14 protein-coding genes are annotated in these 18,815 nt (G+C 68.2%); 9 read left to right on the top strand and 5 right to left on the bottom strand.

Translation table 11 applies throughout. The features are described 5' to 3' along the window. Nucleotides 1-35 precede the first annotated feature (35 nt). From secA to U9979_RS06510, 4 genes are all read right to left on the bottom strand, one after another. Complete coding sequence (gene secA, locus U9979_RS06525; RefSeq protein ID WP_322750221.1) at nt 36-3,005, bottom strand: preprotein translocase subunit SecA; 2,970 nt, start codon at nt 3,003-3,005, stop codon at nt 36-38. A 443-nt stretch (nt 3,006-3,448) separates the two neighbouring features. Further along, nucleotides 3,449-4,159 (bottom strand): response regulator transcription factor, encoded by a 711-nt coding sequence (locus U9979_RS06520; protein ID WP_322750222.1) that lies wholly within the window; start codon nt 4,157-4,159, stop codon nt 3,449-3,451. 123 nt (nt 4,160-4,282) lie between these two features. Then, complete coding sequence (hpf, locus tag U9979_RS06515; RefSeq protein ID WP_322750223.1) at nt 4,283-5,032, bottom strand: ribosome hibernation-promoting factor, HPF/YfiA family; 750 nt, start codon at nt 5,030-5,032, stop codon at nt 4,283-4,285. 240 nt (nt 5,033-5,272) lie between these two features. Further along, nucleotides 5,273-6,088, bottom strand: coding sequence for a ComF family protein (locus U9979_RS06510; protein ID WP_322778660.1), 816 nt, complete (start codon nt 6,086-6,088; stop codon nt 5,273-5,275). A gap of 173 nt (nt 6,089-6,261) precedes the next feature. Between U9979_RS06510 and U9979_RS06505 the strand changes: the two genes are divergently transcribed. The 5 genes from U9979_RS06505 (at nt 6,262) to U9979_RS06485 (ending at nt 11,703) form a co-directional block, all read left to right on the top strand. Further along, entirely contained in the window at nt 6,262-7,353 is a 1,092-nt protein-coding gene (locus U9979_RS06505; RefSeq protein WP_322778659.1) for a hypothetical protein, read from the top strand. A gap of 5 nt (nt 7,354-7,358) precedes the next feature. After that, nucleotides 7,359-8,003: a DUF4129 domain-containing protein gene (locus U9979_RS06500; protein WP_322750226.1), complete on the top strand. Its 645-nt coding sequence runs from the start codon at nt 7,359-7,361 to the stop codon at nt 8,001-8,003. Next, a complete protein-coding gene (locus U9979_RS06495; RefSeq protein WP_322750227.1) occupies nt 8,000-9,292 on the top strand; it encodes a DUF4350 domain-containing protein in 1,293 nt (430 codons plus the stop codon). Before U9979_RS06500 ends, U9979_RS06495 begins: the two co-directional genes overlap by 4 nt. A 77-nt stretch (nt 9,293-9,369) precedes the next feature. Beyond that, nucleotides 9,370-10,395 (top strand): MoxR family ATPase, encoded by a 1,026-nt coding sequence (locus U9979_RS06490; protein ID WP_322778658.1) that lies wholly within the window; start codon nt 9,370-9,372, stop codon nt 10,393-10,395. Nucleotides 10,396-10,407: 12 nt separating this feature from the next. Further along, nucleotides 10,408-11,703 (top strand): DUF58 domain-containing protein, encoded by a 1,296-nt coding sequence (locus U9979_RS06485; protein WP_322778657.1) that lies wholly within the window; start codon nt 10,408-10,410, stop codon nt 11,701-11,703. A gap of 71 nt (nt 11,704-11,774) precedes the next feature. On the opposite strand, the gene U9979_RS06480 is transcribed toward U9979_RS06485, so the two are convergent. After that, the gene (locus U9979_RS06480) at nt 11,775-12,782 is read right to left on the bottom strand and encodes a stage II sporulation protein M (RefSeq protein WP_322750231.1); all 1,008 of its coding nucleotides are present in this window, start codon (nt 12,780-12,782) and stop codon (nt 11,775-11,777) included. Nucleotides 12,783-12,993: 211 nt separating this feature from the next. On the opposite strand from U9979_RS06480, the gene U9979_RS06475 reads away from it, so the two are divergent. The 4 genes from U9979_RS06475 to U9979_RS06460 all read left to right on the top strand — a co-directional run. Then, on the top strand, nt 12,994-13,887 hold the full coding sequence (locus U9979_RS06475; protein ID WP_322778656.1) for an RDD family protein: 894 nt from the start codon (nt 12,994-12,996) through the stop codon (nt 13,885-13,887). Between the two features lie 687 nt (nt 13,888-14,574). After that, the gene (locus U9979_RS06470) at nt 14,575-16,947 is read left to right on the top strand and encodes a transglycosylase domain-containing protein (RefSeq protein ID WP_322778655.1); all 2,373 of its coding nucleotides are present in this window, start codon (nt 14,575-14,577) and stop codon (nt 16,945-16,947) included. Between the two features lie 312 nt (nt 16,948-17,259). Then, a complete protein-coding gene (locus U9979_RS06465; RefSeq protein ID WP_322778654.1) occupies nt 17,260-18,183 on the top strand; it encodes a GNAT family N-acetyltransferase in 924 nt (307 codons plus the stop codon). Then, a partial coding sequence (locus tag U9979_RS06460; protein ID WP_322778653.1) for an AMP-binding protein occupies nt 18,180-18,815 on the top strand: 636 nt, incomplete at its 3' end. The genes U9979_RS06465 and U9979_RS06460, both read left to right, overlap by 4 nt.

Below are 18,815 nucleotides of genomic sequence, written 5' to 3'. Positions count from 1 at the left end.
ATCACAATAAGAGCGACCGGCAACAGGGGCGTAGATCAGGCTGTGCTGCGGTTCGCCGGGTCGCCATGGCACCGCTTGTACTTGCGCCCGGATCCACATGGGCACGGTGCGTTGCGAGCAGGGCGGCTACTGCCTGCGGTGGCCGTCGGGGCGCCTACTGCTCCAGCGAGCCCACCGGGGGATGTCCCGGTGGTGACCTCGGTGGTGACCGCGGTGGATCCGCCGTCCACCGACGGCGCGGTGTAGCGGAGATTATCCGCAGGTCGACGTGGTTCCAGACCCTTGACGAATACCGGCGGCGGAGTCGGCACCGGCGGGCGGCCAGAGGTCTGCGGCGTGCCCTGCGCCGGCGGGGCAACCGGGACGGTGCCGTCGGTGGCGGCACCCGCCGTGGCGGCCCGTACCGCCGCGACCAGCGCGGCGCCGTCCGCTGCCTGCGTCTCGCCATCGGCCGGGACGATCGCTGTGCCGTCCGGCGGACTCACGCTCTGGGCAGCCGTGCCGTCTGTGGAGGGAATCTGGACCTCGGCGTTGAACAGCAGCCTGACCGATTCCTCCTTGATGCCCTCCATCATCGTCTGGAACATATCGTAGCCTTCCCGCTGGTACTCGACCAACGGATCACGCTGCCCCATTGCCCGCAGGCCGATACCCTCCTGCAGGTAGTCCATTTCGTAAAGGTGCTCGCGCCACTTTCGGTCGAGCACCGCCAGGACGACCCGGCGCTCCAGTTCACGCATGAGCGGTTCGCCGTCCGGACCGGAACCCAGCTCTTCCTCGCGCCGATCGTAGGCATCGTGGGCATCGGCCTGCAGATCCTCGACCAGCGTTTCGGTCGTCAGCCCGTCGCGTTCGTCAGGGGCCGGAATTTCCACACCCACCCGGTACAGCTCACCAAGACCGGACCAGAGAGTGTCGAGGTCCCACTCCTCGGGATAGCCATCCGCTGTCGCGCCCCGGACATAGCCGTCCACCGTGTCGTCGACGAAATGACGGATCTGCTCGTGCAGGTCCGCGCCTTCGAGAACCTTGCGACGCTCCTCATAGATGACGGTGCGCTGCTTGTTCATCACCTCGTCGTACTTCAGGACATTCTTTCGGATCTCAAAATTCTGACCTTCGACCTGCGTCTGCGCAGACCGGATCGCGCGGGTGACGATTTTCGACTCGATCGGCACGTCCTCGGGAATGTTGAGTCTGTCCATGATGCCTTCGACAGCGGCGGCGTTGAACAGCCGCATGAGATCATCGCCCAGCGACAGATAGAACCGGGACTCACCGCGGTCGCCCTGCCGGCCGGCTCGTCCACGCAGCTGGTTGTCGATCCGGCGGGACTCATGACGCTCGGTGCCGAGGACGTAGAGCCCGCCTAGCTCCACGACCTCGTCATGTTCAGCACCGACCGACGCCCGCGCCTTTTCCAGGGCCTCCGGCCACGCCGCCTCGTAGTCCTCGGGGGACTCGATCGGGCTGAGGCCACGCTCCCGCAGCTCCGCCTGGGCAAGAAACTCCGGGTTGCCACCAAGCATGATGTCGGTGCCGCGGCCGGCCATGTTGGTGGCAACGGTCACCGCGCCCCTGCATCCGGCCTCAGCGATGATCAATGCTTCCCGCTCGTGGTGCTTGGCGTTGAGCACTTCATGTTTCACGCCGCGTTTGGTCAGCTGCTTGGACAGGTACTCCGACTTCGCCACGCTGGTCGTGCCGACAAGAACCGGCTGCCCCTTCGTATTACGCTCGGCGATGTCATCGACGACCGCATCGAACTTGGCGACCTCGGTCTTGTACACGACATCGGGTTGGTCCGCCCGGACCATCGCCTTGTTCGTCGGAATCGGCACGACGCCGAGTGTGTAGATCTGGTGGAACTCGGCTGCTTCGGTCATCGCGGTTCCGGTCATACCGGACAGCTTGTCGTACAGCCGGAAGTAGTTCTGCAAGGTGATCGTGGCCAGAGTCTGGTTCTCCTGCTTGATCTCGACCTTCTCCTTGGCCTCGATCGCCTGGTGCATTCCCTCGCTGTAACGACGCCCGTGCAGGACACGGCCGGTGAACTCGTCGACGATGAGGACCTCGCCGTCCGTGACGATGTAGTCCTTGTCCCGGCGGTAGAGTTCCTTCGCCTTCAGTGAATTGTTGAGGTAGCCGACGAGCGGTGTGTTCACGGATTCGTAGAGGTTGTCGATACCAAGCTGGTCCTCGACCTTCGCCACCCCGGACTCCGTGATGGCGACCGTCCGCTTGCCTTCTTCGACCTCGTAGTCCGTGTCCTTCACCAGCATCGGAGCGATACGGGCGAACTCGGTGTACCAACGGGTTGGGTTGTCCGCCGGACCGCTGATGATCAGCGGGGTTCGGGCCTCGTCGACCAGAATCGAGTCGACCTCGTCGACGACGGCGAAGTTGTGCCCGCGCTGGACGAGTTCCTCGCCGCTCCAGGACATGTTGTCCCGCAGATAGTCGAAGCCGAACTCGTTGTTGGTGCCGTAGGTGATGTCGCCCTCGTACTGCTGGCGACGGACGGCCGGCTGCATCTGCGGATGAATGACGCCGACCGTCAAACCGAGAAAGCGGTGTACCCGGCCCATGTTCTCCGCGTCCCGCTGGGCCAGGTAATCGTTGACCGTGATAATGTGTACGCCCTTGCGGGACAGCGCGTTGAGATAGGCGGGCAACGTGGACACGAGGGTCTTGCCCTCACCCGTCTTCATCTCGGCGATGTTTCCCAGGTGCAGCGCCGCACCGCCCATGATCTGGACGTCGAAGTGCCGCTGCCCCAGGGTCCGTCGGGCCGCTTCACGCACCGCCGCAAACGCCTCGGGGAGGATCTCGTCGAGGGTTTCGCCCGCATCGAGCCGATGGCGGAACTCGTCGGTCATCGAGCGAAGCTCGGTGTCCGTGAGCCCGACGAAGTCGTCCTCGAGGAGGTTCACCTGATCTGTGATCGCCTTGAGCTTGCGCAGAATGCGACCCTCGCCGGCACGGAGGATCTTCTCGAGCACCACGGGCGAAACTCCTCGGGCGGTTGGTCGGCGGGGTCACCTACACAACGAGACTAGGCCGTGTCTCGTGGATGTTGCCAAGGCTAGGGCGTATCTGACTGGGCATCGATCCGCACGATCGAAGATCCATCAGATACGCCCCAGTCCCTCCGTGCTGATCGATCCGGCCATCCCACGGGTCGGCGGTTCCACAGGCTACCCGGCCGACCAGAAGTGACACGATCATGACTCGCTTCGGGTGACGGGAAGCCGGGGCTCCGCCGTAAGAGCGACCGACACCATGGCCACACTCCGACCAGAACAACGCCCGAGGCCCGGCATCGGTGCCCGAAGTCGGCGAAGTCCGGGTTCGGCACGGGATCGGCCGAACCCGCCCGGACGACGTCCAACTGGGACGGGGCCCATCCGGGGATCACCAGAGCTGTCGCACGGCGTCCGCCGTGATCTCAGGTGATCTCCAGAAGCTTCTCCCGAACCGCGTAGACCACCGCCTCCATGCGTGAGTGCAGCTGAAGCTTCTCGAGGATGTTGCGGATGTGGTTCTTAACCGTGTTTTCGCTGATGAAGAGCTGCTTGGCTATATCACGGTTGTTGAGCCCCTTGGCGACGAGCCGCAGGACCTCCATCTCGCGATCGGTGAGGCGGGGTGTCGGCAGCTGCGGCCGGTCGTCCGCCTTTTTGATCATCGATGCAAACTCGGTGAGGAGTTTCGACGCCATCGAAGGGCTGATCAGGCTCTGGCCACCGTGCACGGCGCGGATCGCGGTGGCAACCTCGTCGATCGAGATCTCCTTGAGCAGGTACCCCATCGCGCCCGCCTTGATCGCGTCGTAGAGGTCTGCCTCCTCGTCGCTGATGGTCAACATCACGATCTTCGCACTGGGTACGGCCTGCTTGATTGCGCTGGTCGCGTCGATCCCACCGCGCCGCGGCATCCGGACATCCATGAGGACGATGTCCGGTGCCATGTCGACCGCCATCGTGACGGCTTCCGCACCATCCGCGGCTTCGCCGACCACCTCGATGTTGGCCTCCTGTTCGAGGACCATTTGCAGACCGCGCCGGAACAGCGCATGGTCGTCTACGACGAGCACCCGTATGGGATCCGTCGGTGACGGCGACCCATCCTCCCCGAGTTGGCGCCCATCCCCCGTCATGTGACCTCCTTCGCGTCGCGACGGCCTGCGCCTCGGCCACCCCGTGCCGGTGCACGGGGTGGCCGGGACGTGACTGAAGACGTCCACGGCAGATGGTCCCACGTCGACTAGACCTGCATACGTTTACACCGTTGCAACCGCGCCACGAGGTTCGTCATACCTCTCGCCCCGGCTGGTCCGGCGATCTCGTCCTGCGGTGCCCGCATCGGGCTCGTCGTGCTCGCCCGACTCAAGCCGGATCACTCCGTAGTCGTATCCACACCTTCGGTACACCACGCTCGGCAGACCCGTGCGGACGTCCCGGAAGAGGTAGAAGTCATGACCGACGAGCTCCATGTTCGACAGGGCATCGTCGAGAGTCATCGGCGTGGCTCGATGGATCTTCTCACGGACGACCATGGGCGACCAGTCCGGATCCCCGTAATCTGCGTCGCTATCGGCACCTGCGTGGACATCGCCGTCACGATCGGGGTCGGCACGCCTCGCGGAGTCGCCGAAGCCTTCCGTACCGACCCGCGGCTCGCCCACGGCCCGCGAGAGCTGGCCCGACGACCCACGCGCCGCGCCGTTGTGGCAGCTGCGTCGTTCAGCGGCGCGCCGTAGCCGTTCCGTGAGCTTTGCCGCTGCCAGGTCGAACGCAGCGAACGGATCCGCGGCGGCAGCCTCGGCTCGGATCACCGGGCCCCGTGAGAACACGGTCAGCTCAACACGATCACAGACATCCGCCATCCGCGGATTGTGTTCGCGGGAGAGCTCAGCATCCACCCGGAAGGCCTTGTGATCGAACCGCTCCAGCTTCGCAATCTTGGCTTCGGCGTGCTTGCGGAACCTCTCGGGAACCGCGGTGTGCCTTCCCTTGAAGACGATGTCCACTCGTTTCACCTTCCTGTCGACCGGAGGCGGCGATGACCGAACGATCCCGCGGGATCGAGCCAATCCGACCTTCCGATGCAATTCCGTATGTCAGGGCTTATCTGCCTCGTTCCTTCCGGCCGGACCCCGAGCGCCCTGGTCCGTCTCTTCGCTTGTCCACTCCCGCGGCGCCGGTGCGGGTGACGACAGTTTCAACCCTGCGGTACCCCGGTCGCAGCCAAATGGACACCTTGGGGCCGGTCATCTCGAGAAGGGCGGCGGCGCGCCGATGTCTCGAGGAGCGCGGCGGCGCGCAGACGTCGCGGCGACTACGGCGGCGGCTGATACCGGTACCCCACCGGCACGCAGCGCCCGCGCAGCCTCGGTCAGGGTCGCACCCGTCGTCACAACATCGTCGATGACAATGAACAACGCGGCCGGCGGTGAACAGTGAGTGACCCTGTCCTGCCCCGGCAAACCCCTGGCGAGATGGAGTTCGTCGACAATTCGGACTCCGTGTCGCAGCCCGAACGCACCGCTGAGATTGCTCGCGCGCTCCACCGCGGATAGAGCGGCCTGATCGGCCACCGCCCGGGCCGCCCGCAGCATCGCGACCACCCGTACCGGCACCCCGGCCGCGCGCAGCACCCCTGCGGCGCCGTCACCGAGCCTGCGTACATGGTCGAAACCTCGCCGGCGAACGGCCGACCGGGTCGACGGCACCGGCACAAGAATCACCAAGCCGGTATGCGCCGTCCCGACGCGGGCCGCCATCACCGCACGGGCAAGCGCCAACGCCAAAGGCCGCCGGGCGTCCTGCCGGCCTTTCTCCTTGAACGCCAGCAGAAGCTGGCGGCACGGTCCGTCGTAGACGGCGCCGGCAAAGCATCGCGGTGGTGGCCCCCGCCGCCCCGGTGTGGCCATCTGTCCCGGAGCGGCGAGGAATGCCGGACGATCGACCGAGGCTGCGCAGGTCGGGCAGACCGCCGGGCCCGGACGGCCACAGCCGGCGCAGGCACGCGGCAGGAGAAGATCCAGAAGGACCTCGAATGCGGTGCCGATATACGTGTTGGGCATGTATGGGATGGTCGGCCCGTTGCGTCCGCTTGGCGAGGGCGCTGCAGTCCCTGTGGACAACTCGGCTGTGGACGACAATGGCCGCGAAGAGCGCCGCACGAAATGATCTGCGGGAAGTCGCCTCTCCCCGCGCTGGCAGAGGCTCCGAGACATACGACTTCAGGGAGACCGACATGACCGACGGACCCGGCTGGGGGCAGCCGCAGCAGCATGGCGGGCCCGATCCCGCTCAGGGCCAACCGCCACCCCCGCCCGGCTGGGGCCAACCACAGCCGCCACCCGGCTGGAACCAGCAACCGCCGCCCCCGCCCAGCTGGGGCCAGCCACAGCCGCCCCCGCCCGGCTGGGGCCAACCACAGCCGCCACCCGGCTGGAACCAGCAGCAACCGGGCGGACCCGGCCAGTGGGGGCCGGGACAGCCCGGACCATGGCAACAGGCCGAAAAGCCGGGGATCATCCCGCTACGGCCGCTCGCGGTCGGCGAGATTCTCGATGGTGCCTTCTCCGCACTGCGCCAGAACCCCGGGGCGACCATCGGGCTGACCGTCGCCGCGACCACCGTGGTCCAGATCATCAGCACTCTGCTGACGGCCTGGAGTCAACGGACGTCCACCAATGCGGAGATCTTCGCCACGATCATCACCGCTGTGCTCTACGGCGTTCTCGCCATCGTCCTGGCCGGGATGCTGAGCGCGGTGATCAGCGACGCTACCCTGGGTAGCAAGATGAGTGCCGGCGAAGCCCTGCGACGCATCCAGCCCCGGTTGGGAGGCCTGATTGGCCTGTCCCTCGCAGTAGGCGCCCTGACCCTTCTCGGACTCATCGGGCTGATCATCGGCGCCCTGTTCGTCACGGTCGCGCTGGCCATGTCAACGCCCGCATTCATCCTCGAGGGCGGGAGCATCGGGACGGCCATGCGGCGTTCGTGGACGCTGGTCCGTGGCGCATGGTGGCGAACCTTCGGGATCATACTGCTCACCTACGTCATGGTCACGGTCCTCACGGCCATCCTCCTGATCCCCCTGGCCGTGATCATCACCGCTGGTGGCGGCTCTCTGACCGATCCCTACAGCGGCGCCCTGACAACGCTCGGCCTCCTGGTCACCGCCGTCATGAACATCGCGGTCCGGGCTGTGACCACGCCCATCACGGCGGGGGTCATCGTGCTGCTGTACATCGACCGCCGCATCCGGTTGGAAGGCCTGGACGTAACCCTCGCCCAAGCGGCACGGGACCGTGCGACGAGCGGCCGGGGATACCAGTAGACGTCATGGTCGGGCCGACGGTAACCCGCGACGGGGCGGCGGACGACGCTCGCCACGAACTTTCCAGGGGCATCTACCACGATGCCGGGCCGGGATGGACCGAGCGCGTGCTGAGCTGGATCGGTGACCGGCTGACCGACCTGTGGACCAGCGCCACCCAGCCGTCGGGCCACGGGCTCGGCATAGCGGCGGTCGTCATCGTGATGGCCCTGGTCGCCGGCGTCGTGTGGCTACGGCTCGGCCCGGTACGACGGACCGCGCGAACGAAGATAGTCGATCTTGATCTCGGCAGCCCGCTGTCCGCCGCCGCGCTGCGAGCCGAGGCCGACAGCCGTGCGCTGGCGGGTGCCTTTGCCGAAGCGGTGCGGTCACGACTGCGGGCAATCGTGCGGATGTTGGAGGAGACAGGAGTGCTGGAACCCCGGCCGGGACGCACCGCGGGCGAGCTCGTCGCCGAGATCGCCCGAATCGACGCCGGGAAAACGCCCGCTCTGGACGCGGCGGTAACGGTGTTCAGCGAGATCTGGTACGGCGGGACCGAGGCATCCGCGGCCTCCTACCGGCTCGTCGTCCAAGCGGATGAGGTGCTGATGGGTATGCGGCCGCACCTGGTGGGCCAGCCGGTTCGCACCTTCACGGCGCCGGCGTGACCACCACCGCGCTGCGTACCGGACCTGCCCCCGGGGCGGTCCAGCGTCGAGTCCGGGCCGGCGCCGTCCTCGTCCTGCTGGTCATCGCGTCCGCCGCCGCATCCACCATGGTTGCCACGCCCAACGGCCGCCCGCTCGATCCGACGTCGGCCGCACCGGGTGGGACCAGAGCACTGGCTGAGATCCTTGGGGCACACGGCGTCGGCGTCACGGTGACGGACAACCCCACCGAGGCCACGGCAACTGCCGCGGGTCGCGACACCACGATCGTGCTGGCATATCCCGAGCGCGTCACCCCGGCGACCCTTGATGCCCTTGCCAACACGGTCAACCGGGGCAGCGACCTGCTGCTCATCGAGCCGGTCACCGCTGTCCTCGAGGCGTTGGATCTACCGCTGGCCAACACCGGCGGCGTTGCGCCCGCGACACCTGTGCCGGGGTGCGGGCTGCCCGAGGCCGAGGTGGCACAGGCCGCCACTCTTGGCGGCGGTTCGGGCTTCCGCGTCACCCAGCCGAGCGCCAGCCGGGTGGCGGCCTGTTACCCGGTGCATGCGACCGCGACCCTGGTCGTGCTGGCGCAACCGGCCGGCGCCACGGCGGGGCGCCGGCCCGGACGGTTCGTCGTGGCCGGTAGCGCCGCGTTCATGACCAACGGGCAGCTGGCCCACGAGGGCAACGCGGCACTCGCAATCGGGCTTCTCAACCGGCATGCGGCGGTGACCTGGGTGCTCCCGCAACCGGGCGGGCCGGGCTCCGTCGCCGCCCGCAGCAGTCTGGTCGACCTGCTTCCCGACCGGGTCGTGCTCGGCTGTCTCCAGCTCGCCGTCGCGCTGGTCGTCCTCGCCCTGTGGCGCGGACGCAGGCTCGGGCCGCCGGTGGCCGAACCGCTGCCGGTCGTGGTGCGGGCGGCTGAGACCGTCGAGGGGCGGGGACGGCTCTACGCGGCGGGGAAGGCACGGGAACTGGTCGCAGCGGCGCTGCGGGCGGGACTGCGGGCACGCCTGGCCGAACGACTCGGGCTGGCGACCCGGGCCGGCCCACCAACCTCGCGGAACCCCGCGGCCACGCATCCCGAACCGGACCCGAACGCGCTCGTGACCTCGGTCGCCGATCGAACCGGGCGGTCACCGGTCGAGATCGCATCGCTCCTGTACGGTTCCGGGATGAGTCACCACACCACCGCGGCAGCCGGCATGTTCCAGACAAAGGGCGCATCAGTCGACGATCATGCGCTGTTGGGGCTGGCGGAGCAGCTCGACGCGCTCGACCAGGACGTGGCGGCGGGATGAGCGCCCCGGGAACACCCAGCGACAGCGATGTTGTGGTAACGAAACCTTCACAGAGAGAGACGGCCACCGGGTCAGCCATGTCGACCGAACCGCACCTGTATCCCGGCCCGCCGGCGGCCGAATCCCCCCCTCATCGGGGTACACCGGATGAATCCGAGGCGGCCCGCCAAGCGCTGATCGCGCTGCGCGAGGAGGTGGGCAAGGCTGTCATCGGCCAGGATGCCGCGGTCAGCGGCCTTGTCGTGGCACTGCTCTGCCGCGGGCACGCGCTGCTCGAGGGCGTCCCGGGGGTTGCCAAGACCCTGCTGGTCAGGGCACTCGCCGCGGCGTTGTCCCTGGAGACCAAGCGGCTGCAGTTCACCCCCGATCTGATGCCGGGAGACGTCACCGGATCGCTCGTCCACGACATCGGCACATCCCGGTTCACCTTCCGGGAAGGGCCGGTGTTCACCAACCTGCTGCTTGCCGACGAAATCAACAGGACGCCGCCCAAGACTCAGGCCGCGCTCCTGGAGGCGATGGAGGAACACCAGGTCAGCGTCGACGGAGCACCGCGGCGGCTGCCGGTACCGTTCGCGGTCATCGCCACCCAGAACCCGATCGAGCACGAAGGCACCTACCCGCTGCCCGAAGCGCAGCTCGACCGCTTCCTGCTGAAACTCACCGTGCCGCTGCCGCCGCGGGACGACGAGATCAGGATGCTCGCCCACCACGCGTCCGGCTTCGACCCCGCCAACCTCGATGCGGCCGGAATCCGGCCGGTCGCCGGACCGTCGCAGTTGGCGGTCGCCCGCGACGCCGTCCGCGCCGTCGCGGTCCGACCGGACGTCCTCGCCTACATCGTCGACCTGGCCCGGACAACCCGGGCCGCACCCGCCGTCGCGCTGGGAGTTTCCCCGCGCGGTGCGACCGCACTGCTGGCTACGACACGGGCGTGGGCCTGGCTGTCCGGACGCGGGTATGCGACCCCGGACGACGTCAAGGCGCTCGCGCGACCGACCCTGCGGCACCGGCTCACGTTGCGTCCCGAGGCCGAGCTCGAAGGCGTGACCGCCGACACCGTCCTCAACCAGGTGCTGGCCACCGTGCCCGTACCGCGGTAAAAGAGCTCACGGGTGGCCATCACCGGACGGGCCGCGGCGCTCGCATTCGCGAGCGCGCTGATCATTTTGTTCTCCCCGGCCCCAGGCTGGACGCTGCTGGTGGCCAACGGCCTGCTGATCGTCGCAATCGTCGTGGATCTCACGCTCGCCGGCGGCGTGCGCACGCTGGTGTTCGCCCGGTCCGGGCCGAACGCGGCACGGCTCGGTGAAGCGGTGCCGCTCGTTCTGGCGGTGACGAACACCGGGCGCCGGACGGTTCGCGCCCACATCCGGGACGCCTGGCCGCCGTCGTCGGGCGCCACACCACGCGTCTGGCCGGTGACCGTCCCAGCTGGACAACGGCGCTTCGGCGACATGGTGCTGCGGCCCACCCGCCGGGGTGACCGGCATCCGTACCGGATAACGGTCCGCTCGCTGGGACCCCTCGGCCTCGCCGGCCGGCAGGGCCGGCACGTCGCGCCCTGGCGGCTGCGGGTGTTACCGGCGTTCACGTCCCGCCGCCACATTCCCGCCGCGTTCGCCCGCCTGCACGAGATCGAAGGTAACGTCACACTGCGCGGGGGCGGACAGGGCTCGGAGTTCGACAGCCTGCGCGACTATGTTCCGGGCGACGACGTTCGAATGATCGACTGGCGGGCCAGCGCACGGCGCGGCACGGTCGCGGTCAAGTCGTTCCGGCCGGAACGTGACCGCCGGGTCATCTGCGTCCTGGACACCGGGCGGACCAGCGCCGGTCGGATCGGCGACGCTCCACGCCTGGACCACGCGATGGACGCCGCCCTGCTACTGGCCGCAGTGGCCGCCCGGGCCGGTGACCGGGTCAGCCTGATCGCCCATGACGCGGTCGCCCGCGTCACGCTGCCCTCGGCAGGCGGCCCGAATCTGCTGGTCAGGATGAGTGCCGCGCTGGCGCTGGTGGAACCGGTGCTGACCGAGGCCGACCACCGGGCGATCGTCTCCACGGTCATGCGTACCGCCAGCCGGCGGTCCCTGGTGGTGCTGTTCACCGAACTTGCTCCCGCGGTGATCGAGGAAGGTCTGTTGCCGGCACTGCCGGCACTGACCGCTCGGCACACCGTCGTCGTCGCGGCGGTGAGCGACCCGCGCGTGGCTGAGCTCGCGGCCGGCCGCGGCGACGTCCGCGCGCTGTATTCCGCCGCCGCTGCCGAACAGGCGCTGCTTCGGCGACGCCAGCTCACCGCTCTGCTCCGCCAGCACAGTGTGCAGGTCGTGGATGCCCCACCCGCGACCTACGCGGCCGCCGTCACCGACATCTACCTGACGCTGAAATCTGCTGGCAGCCTGTAGCTCCACAGCCTGTAGCTCGACAGCTTGTAGAGGCTCGCCCGAACCGGGCCCGACGTGGCGCCGGTGCCCGGTCAGACGGTCGGCGCGAGATCGGCAGAAAGATCCTCTTCCAGGTCGCCGGTCTCCCCCGCGGCCACGGCACGACGGCCGTAGACCCAGACATATCCGACGAACACCGCCAGGGCGAGGGCGCCGATGGCGATCCGGACCCCGGCGGGCAGGGCTGACGGTGTTACGAACGCCTCGATCAGACCGCTGACCGCCAGGGCGACGGCCAGGCCGAGTGAGATCACGACAGCCGCCCGGCCCTCAGCCGCCAGCGCCTCGACCCGGCGGCGCGGGCCCGGATCGATGATGGACCAACCCAGGCGTAGGCCGACCGCGCCCGCGGTGAACACCACGGTCAGCTCCAACAACCCGTGCGGCAGGATCAGCGTGAAGAACTGGGACGCCTCGCCGCAGCTGGTCATGTAGCCGCCGACAAGCCCGAGGTTGCCGGCGTTGACCAACAGCACCGTCAGCGTCGGGATGCCAGCCAGGGCACCCAGCGCGATGGCCGAGGCGCTCACCCAGGCGTTGTTCGTCCACACATGTGCCGCGAACGAAGAGGCGGGATTCTCCGAGTAGTACCTGGCGAAATCCGTCCGGCACAGGGCTGCCACCTCATCCCGGGGAAGCAGCCCGCTGTACGCGGCCGGGGAGTTCACCACCCACAGGCCCAGGGCGAGAGCCACCGCGAGCGAAACCGCGCAGGTGGCGAACACCCAGCCGCGACGGGCGTATACCGCCGCCGGGAACGTCACGGCGAAGAACCTGCCGACAACATGCCAGCCCGGGTCCCGGGCACCCGCGACAACGGACCGCGCCCGGGTCACCGTGCCGGCAAGGCGGTCAACCAGCATCGGGTCCGGATAGCGGCTACGGATCACCGACAGGTGCGTCGCGACCTTCTGGTAGAGGTCCACCAGCTCGTCGAGCTCTGCACCGGACATCCGGCGGGGCCGCGCGGCCCGCCGGACGAGGTCCTCCAGGCGGGCCCATTCGGCGCGATGCAGGCTGACATATGCATCAAGATCCATTCGGCTCCCACCTCTCCATCGCGCTCCGCGCCCGGACTGCGACTGCGACTGCGACTGCGACTGCACATCTTGATCACAGCGAGTATCCGGCAGACATCGGATGGGTGGGAACAGACAGGTTGAGGATAATGGGTGCCCCTGCCCGGGCCTGCACCCCCCGGGAGATATCGTCCAGAATCATGCGGGAGACGACACGGACCGGAGACGCGGCGTGAGCCAGTTGGTCACCGGCGAAGCCGTCACGATCGACCTTCGAGTCGCCCGGCTCGGCTCGCGGCTCATCGCCGCCACTGTCGACCTCAGCCTTCAGGTCGTCGCGCTCCTCATCATGGCCTTCGCCGCGTTCATGATCGTGGGTCCGGACAACGACGCGCTCGCCGCCACCGTCTATCTGCTCATCGTGGTCACGGTACTGGTCGGCTACCCGGTGACGGCCGAGACCGTCTGGCATGGACGCACCATCGGCAAGGTGGCCATGGGGCTGCGCGTGGTGCGCGACGACGGCGGACCGATCCGGTTCCGCCATGCCTTCGTCCGCGGCCTGCTCGGTGCCGTGGTCGAAAGGCCCGGTGCCCTGCTGGGGATCCCCGCCGTGGTCAGCATGCTGATCTCGGAGAGATCCAAGCGGCTGGGCGACCTCCTCGCCGGCACGGTCGTCCTACAGGAGCGGATCCCACGCGGTAACGCCGCGCCGGTGATGATGCCTCCGCAGCTCGCCTACTGGGCGTCCAGCCTGGACCTGTCCGTGTTCGGGGACGCCCTGGCGCTCTCCGTCCGTCAGTTCCTCGGCCGGGTCCAGGAGCTCTCACCCGAGGCTCGCGAGCGAATCGGCAGCCAGCTCGTGGCTTCCGTGCTTGCCGTCGTCACGCCACCACCGCCGCCGGGTACACCCGGTTGGGCCTACCTGTCCGCGGTCCTCGCCGAACGCACCGCACGTGCACATCGGCGGCTCACCGGCGGCCCGCCGGGATGGCAGCCGTCGCCCTACCCGAATCCGGCATTCCAGCATCCGGTCTCCCCGCACCCGACCCAGCGGATGCAGCCGACCCAGCCGACCCAGCCGATTGAGCAACCCGCACCCGGCCCCTTCGTCCCGCCGAGCTGAAAGCCCGTTTTAGGTCGATCCTCGTCCGGCGCCATCAATGATCGAGGCGACCGGACCGGCGGATCATCCGGATCCCTCAGGTGACGCAGGTGATGCGACTCAGCAGAAGGCGCGCCGCCTCCTAAGGATCACCCGGTGACCGTGCGTGTCGACCGGGATCAGATTCACATCGGGGGCACGAGCGGGCGGTGCCCTTCGGTCGCACAGTCCGGGCAGGACGTCGTGGACCTGATCTGGCATGGTTCGCCATCCAGCCGCGCCGCCTGAAGCAGGCCCACCCGCCCGACGCCATCACAGGTCGGACACAGCATGTTGACTTCGCGGCCAGCAGGCTCGGGCCGATCGCCCGCAGCTGGCTGCGCGCTCACCGGCGCCGTCCCGTAGCCACGGGACCACTGTAGGGACCACGAAAGGCACGGTCGGGATATTCAGGACTTTTCAGGTCCGGATCAGAGCATAGTGTGCCCTGGCTCATACTCCAGCGCATGCCTTCGGACAACCGGGGAACTCATCGACGCGACCGGGCACACCCGGCCAGCCGCACCGCGCACAACCCGGCGGCGCGGCGCACAACATAGCCCCATCCAGGGGACAGCGAGCGCGCCGGGTTCCGGCCTGCCACGGGGGTCAGTCAGAATCTCCTCGTGGGCCACAGCTCATGTGATCATGGAAGGTGACGTCACGGCCGTGCAGAGAGACTCCGCGTTGCAGACCCTCACGGATGGTCACGACAACAGGGTGACCGGTGTCAACGACGACGGCGTCAGTGACGTTCACGGTGGCGATCGCGGTGGCGGTGGCGGTGGCGGTGGCGGTGGCGGTGGCGACGATGACAACGGCGGTCGTCGGCGTCGGCGTCGGGGTGGCCGGCTCACCCGCATCGGGCTGGTCGTCACCACCGCAGGGCTCGGCTTGGCGCTGCTGTTCCTACCTATGATCAGCGCGGTTGGCCTGTTCGCCAAGGCATCGGCCGACCATTACCTGGCTCTGCCCGCCGAGCTCGCCACGCCGCCGCTTCCTCAGAGCTCCACCATCCTCGCCGCTGACGGCAGTCTCATCGCGACGCTGCGCGGCGAGGAGAACCGCACCGTGGTTGACGGCAAGGCCATCCCGAGGGTCATGCGGGAGGCCATCGTCGCCATCGAGGATTCGCGTTTCTACACCCATGGCGGGGTGGACGTGAAGGGGGTCGCCCGGGCGGCGCTGCGCAACAGTGAGGCGGGCGACGTCCAGCAGGGCGCCTCGACGCTGACCCAGCAGTACGTCAAGAACGTGCTGCTGCAGAACGCGCGTACCAAGCAGCAGCGTGAGGACGCGGCAGGGACGTCGCTCCAGCGCAAGATCCAGGAAGCCCGGTATGCCGTCGCGCTGGAGAACACCCTCACCAAGGACGAGATCCTCGGCCGCTACCTCAACATCGCCTACTTCGGTAACGGGAACTACGGTGTCGGTACCGCCGCCCAGAACTACTTCCATGTCGGGATCGCAGACCTGACGCTGCCCCAGGCGGCGCTGCTGGCCGGGCTCGTGCAGAGCCCCTCCCTGTACGACCCGGTGAACCATCCCGACGCCGCCAGGGTCCGCCGCGACGTCGTCCTGGACCGGATGGCGGAGCTCGGCTACATCACCCCGGCCACCGCGGACACGGCGGAGGCCACCCCGGTCACGGTCATCCGGGCCGCCGCAGCGGCAGCACAGGACTCGTGCGAAACGTCAAGCGCGCCCTTCTTCTGCGACTTCGTCCGTGCCCAGCTGCTCGCCGACCCGGCGCTGGGCACGACCGAGGCCGAGCGCGCCCGGCAGGTCCACGAAGGCGGCCTGGTGATCAGGACGACGCTACAGCCCAAGGTCCAGGCTGCGGCCCAGGACACGGTCAACGCCGTCATAGCGCCGAGCAACCCGGTGTCGGCGACCGAGGTGGTGATCGAACCGGGCACCGGCAACATCCTGGCGATGGCGGTGAACCGGGTGTTCGGCTCGAACTCCGCCGCCAACCAGACCAAGGAACCGTTGCCGACCACGGCGGTCTTCCAACCAGGCTCGACGTTCAAGACCATCACCCTCGCCGCCGCGCTCGAGGCAGGCTACGGGCTGAACACCCAGTTCTACTCACCGGCCTGTTACATTTCCAAGCGCTACGCCATCGACCGGCACGACGGCAGTAGCTGCTCCACCGGCTACGCCAATGCCGAGCCGGACGAAAGCGGCGTCTACGCCATGCCCGAAGCCACCTGGAAGTCGGTGAACACCTACTACATCCAGCTGGAGGAGAAAGTCGGCCTACCCGCCGTCATCGACATGGCGAACCGGCTCGGCGTCCCCGCCTCCTACCTCGCCAAGGCCTGGGGTGACCTGACTATCGGCTCCAAGGCCGTCCCGCCGCTGGACATGGCCAACGCCTACGCCACCCTCGCCGCCCACGGTATGCACTGCAACCCGCGCTACATCCTGTCGGCTACCGACTCCAGCAACCAGAATGTCGACATCGCCCCCGCGCCCGCCTGCAAGCGGGCGGTGTCCGCCGGTGTCGCAGACACCGTCACGAGCATCCTGACCGGTGTAATCACCCAGGGCACGGGGTACCCGAACGCCGCGGCGATCGGGCGCCCGGCCGCCGGCAAGACCGGCACCACGGACAACTACTCGGCCGCGTGGTTCGTCGGGTACACCCCGCAGATGGCCGCCGCCGTCGCCGTCGGCAACCCGAAGGGTGCTCAGGGCAACCCGCTGAGGGGTATCGTCGCGGACGGCCGGACCTGGTCGCGGGTGTTCGGCGGGGATCTCCCGGCGATCATCTGGGGTCGCTCGCTGCGCCAAGCCCTCGCCGGAGTCCCGGCCATGCCGATGTCGAAGGCGGATCCCACCGTGGCCAGCGGAACCAAGGGCGGGTTGTTGTCCACTCCCCCGCCGGCGCCCGCCGCTTCCGCACCCGACCCGACCGCCGGTCTGCTGCCGGGTACCACCACGACCCAGCCCGGGGGCGGGGCCACGACACCGTCATCGGGTGTCACGATCCCGACGGCTCCGACGGCTCCGCCGACTACGCCCCGGTCCCGCTGACCGGGTAACCGCATCCGGGATCGGGCGAACAGTGCCCGCCAGGCTCACCGCAATGACGTTGAGTAACCGAAGGACCAGAAGGAACAGACAGCCTCGCGACTACGGATAGTAACTTCCCGCAGCTCCAGCCCGAGGTGGACTGTCCTGAATCCTCACGGCGCCCCTGATCGACATCCAATAATTTTGCTACTCAGTGTAATTAACTTGCGCGCCACCGTATCTCATGCTTTCATCGATCTAGTCTTATCTGATGATTTAGACAATTTATCAGGATATATCGTTCATATTCCACGTTGAACGCGAAGGGGTACGGTGCTCTCCGACGTTCGCGATACCGATCTTGAAGGTTTCCTCGCTCGTCTTCTTGCCGTTGAGGCATCGGCCGTCACCGCTACCGCCGACCTTCGCAACGACCTTCATCTGGACTCGCTCCAACAACTGGAACTCCTGGTCTGGCTCGCGGCGCGGGGCGTGGACATCGACGCGACCCCCGCGGGCCAGATCGCAACTGTCGCGGACGCGTGCATGCTCCTCGAGGCTGCCCGTGGCAGCGCCGGTGACGGGCACCCGGTCGTCGGCCGTCGGCGGGACGTGCCGCCCGGCCCCGTGACTCGAGCCGGAGTGAGGTCACCCAGGCTGCACAACGGCAGATTCGCGTTGCGGCCGGTGACCCCGGAGTACCTGCCGTTCCTGTACGAGCTGGCGATCTCGGAGGAGGTCGGTTTCCGCTGGCGTTTCCGCGGTGCCGTACCCAACCAGGAGACGTTCCAGGCGGGGCTGTGGCAGGGGGTGCTCGCCCAGTTCGTGGTGGTGCTCCCCGCAACGGGAGAACCGATCGGTCTTGTCGTCGCCTACAACGCGGACACCACCCGCGGCATCGCCTACCTGGCCGCGGTGTTCACTCCGGACTACCTGCTCACCGGGCTGCCCGCCAGCGCGGTCGAGCTGTTCGTCCGATATCTGTTCCAGGTCTGGAACCTGCGCAAGCTGTACATGGAGGTGCCGGAATTCAACTATGAACTGATCGCCAGTGGCGAGGGACGCCGGTTCGATGTCGAAGGTCGGCTGCGGGACTTCAACTACTACGACGGCCGGTTCTGGGACGAGTACCTGCTCGCGCTCTGCCGCCACCACGTCGGACTCCCCCCGGTCCCGTCGACCTCCCACCCGGTCCCCGTACCGGGTGCACCATCGCTGTCCGGAATACCGGACTTTCCCACCGGGGCAGGGACATGACGGCCTTCCTGCTGGACGCCTTCGAGCGAGCAGCCGGACGCGGCGGATCACTCACCCTGACCAGAGCGGGCGGGGACGAGACCATCTCGTGGGCACAGGTCCACGCCGAGGCGATCGGCCTCGCCGGATTCCTCCAAACGGCCGGCATCGGCCGGGGCACCGCGGTGGGACTCCTCGGTACCACCAGCCGCACACTGGTCACCGCGATCCGCGCGGTCTGGCTCGCCGGAGCGAGCGTCACCGTCGTGACGCCCCCGACCAGCGGCGATCCGACGCTGGTCGCTGACGCATGCCGCAGCGCCGTCCGCAGCGCCGACCTCGACGTGCTGCTGCTCTGCCCACCGTTCGACACCTTCACCGCAGGCCTCGCCGCCAGCCCCGCGGTGCGTGGGTGCCGGGTCGTCGCCGTCGACGACCGGATGAGGCAGGCCGTCACCGGCACGCCCTACGCCCGGCCCGACCTGACCGACGGCGACACCGCGCTGCGGCAGTTCACCAGCGGATCGACCGGCGAACCGAAAGCGGTCCGCATCACCCACGGCAACCTCGCGGCGAACCTCACCGGGATCATGGACGTGACCCGGCACGAAGAGGTACCCGACTGCCTGGTCTCATGGCTGCCGCTGTTCCAC

The organism is Protofrankia sp. Cas4 (assembly GCF_963555915.1).
Lineage (GTDB): Bacteria > Actinomycetota > Actinomycetes > Frankiales > Frankiaceae > Protofrankia.
Note: the sequence above shows the minus strand (reverse complement) of the source record. Positions and strands in the feature narration are given on the sequence as shown.

Excerpts from the sequence above, each read along its gene's own strand:
- U9979_RS06520 (WP_322750222.1), bottom strand. The coding sequence starts at position 4,159 with ATGACGGGGGATGGGCGCCAACTCGGGGAGGATGGGTCGCCGTCACCG.
- U9979_RS06510 (WP_322778660.1), bottom strand. The coding sequence starts at position 6,088 with ATGCCCAACACGTATATCGGCACCGCATTCGAGGTCCTTCTGGATCTT.
- U9979_RS06505 (WP_322778659.1), top strand. The coding sequence starts at position 6,262 with ATGACCGACGGACCCGGCTGGGGGCAGCCGCAGCAGCATGGCGGGCCC.
- U9979_RS06500 (WP_322750226.1), top strand. The coding sequence starts at position 7,359 with ATGGTCGGGCCGACGGTAACCCGCGACGGGGCGGCGGACGACGCTCGC.
- U9979_RS06490 (WP_322778658.1), top strand. The coding sequence starts at position 9,370 with ATGTCGACCGAACCGCACCTGTATCCCGGCCCGCCGGCGGCCGAATCC.
- U9979_RS06480 (WP_322750231.1), bottom strand. The coding sequence starts at position 12,782 with ATGGATCTTGATGCATATGTCAGCCTGCATCGCGCCGAATGGGCCCGC.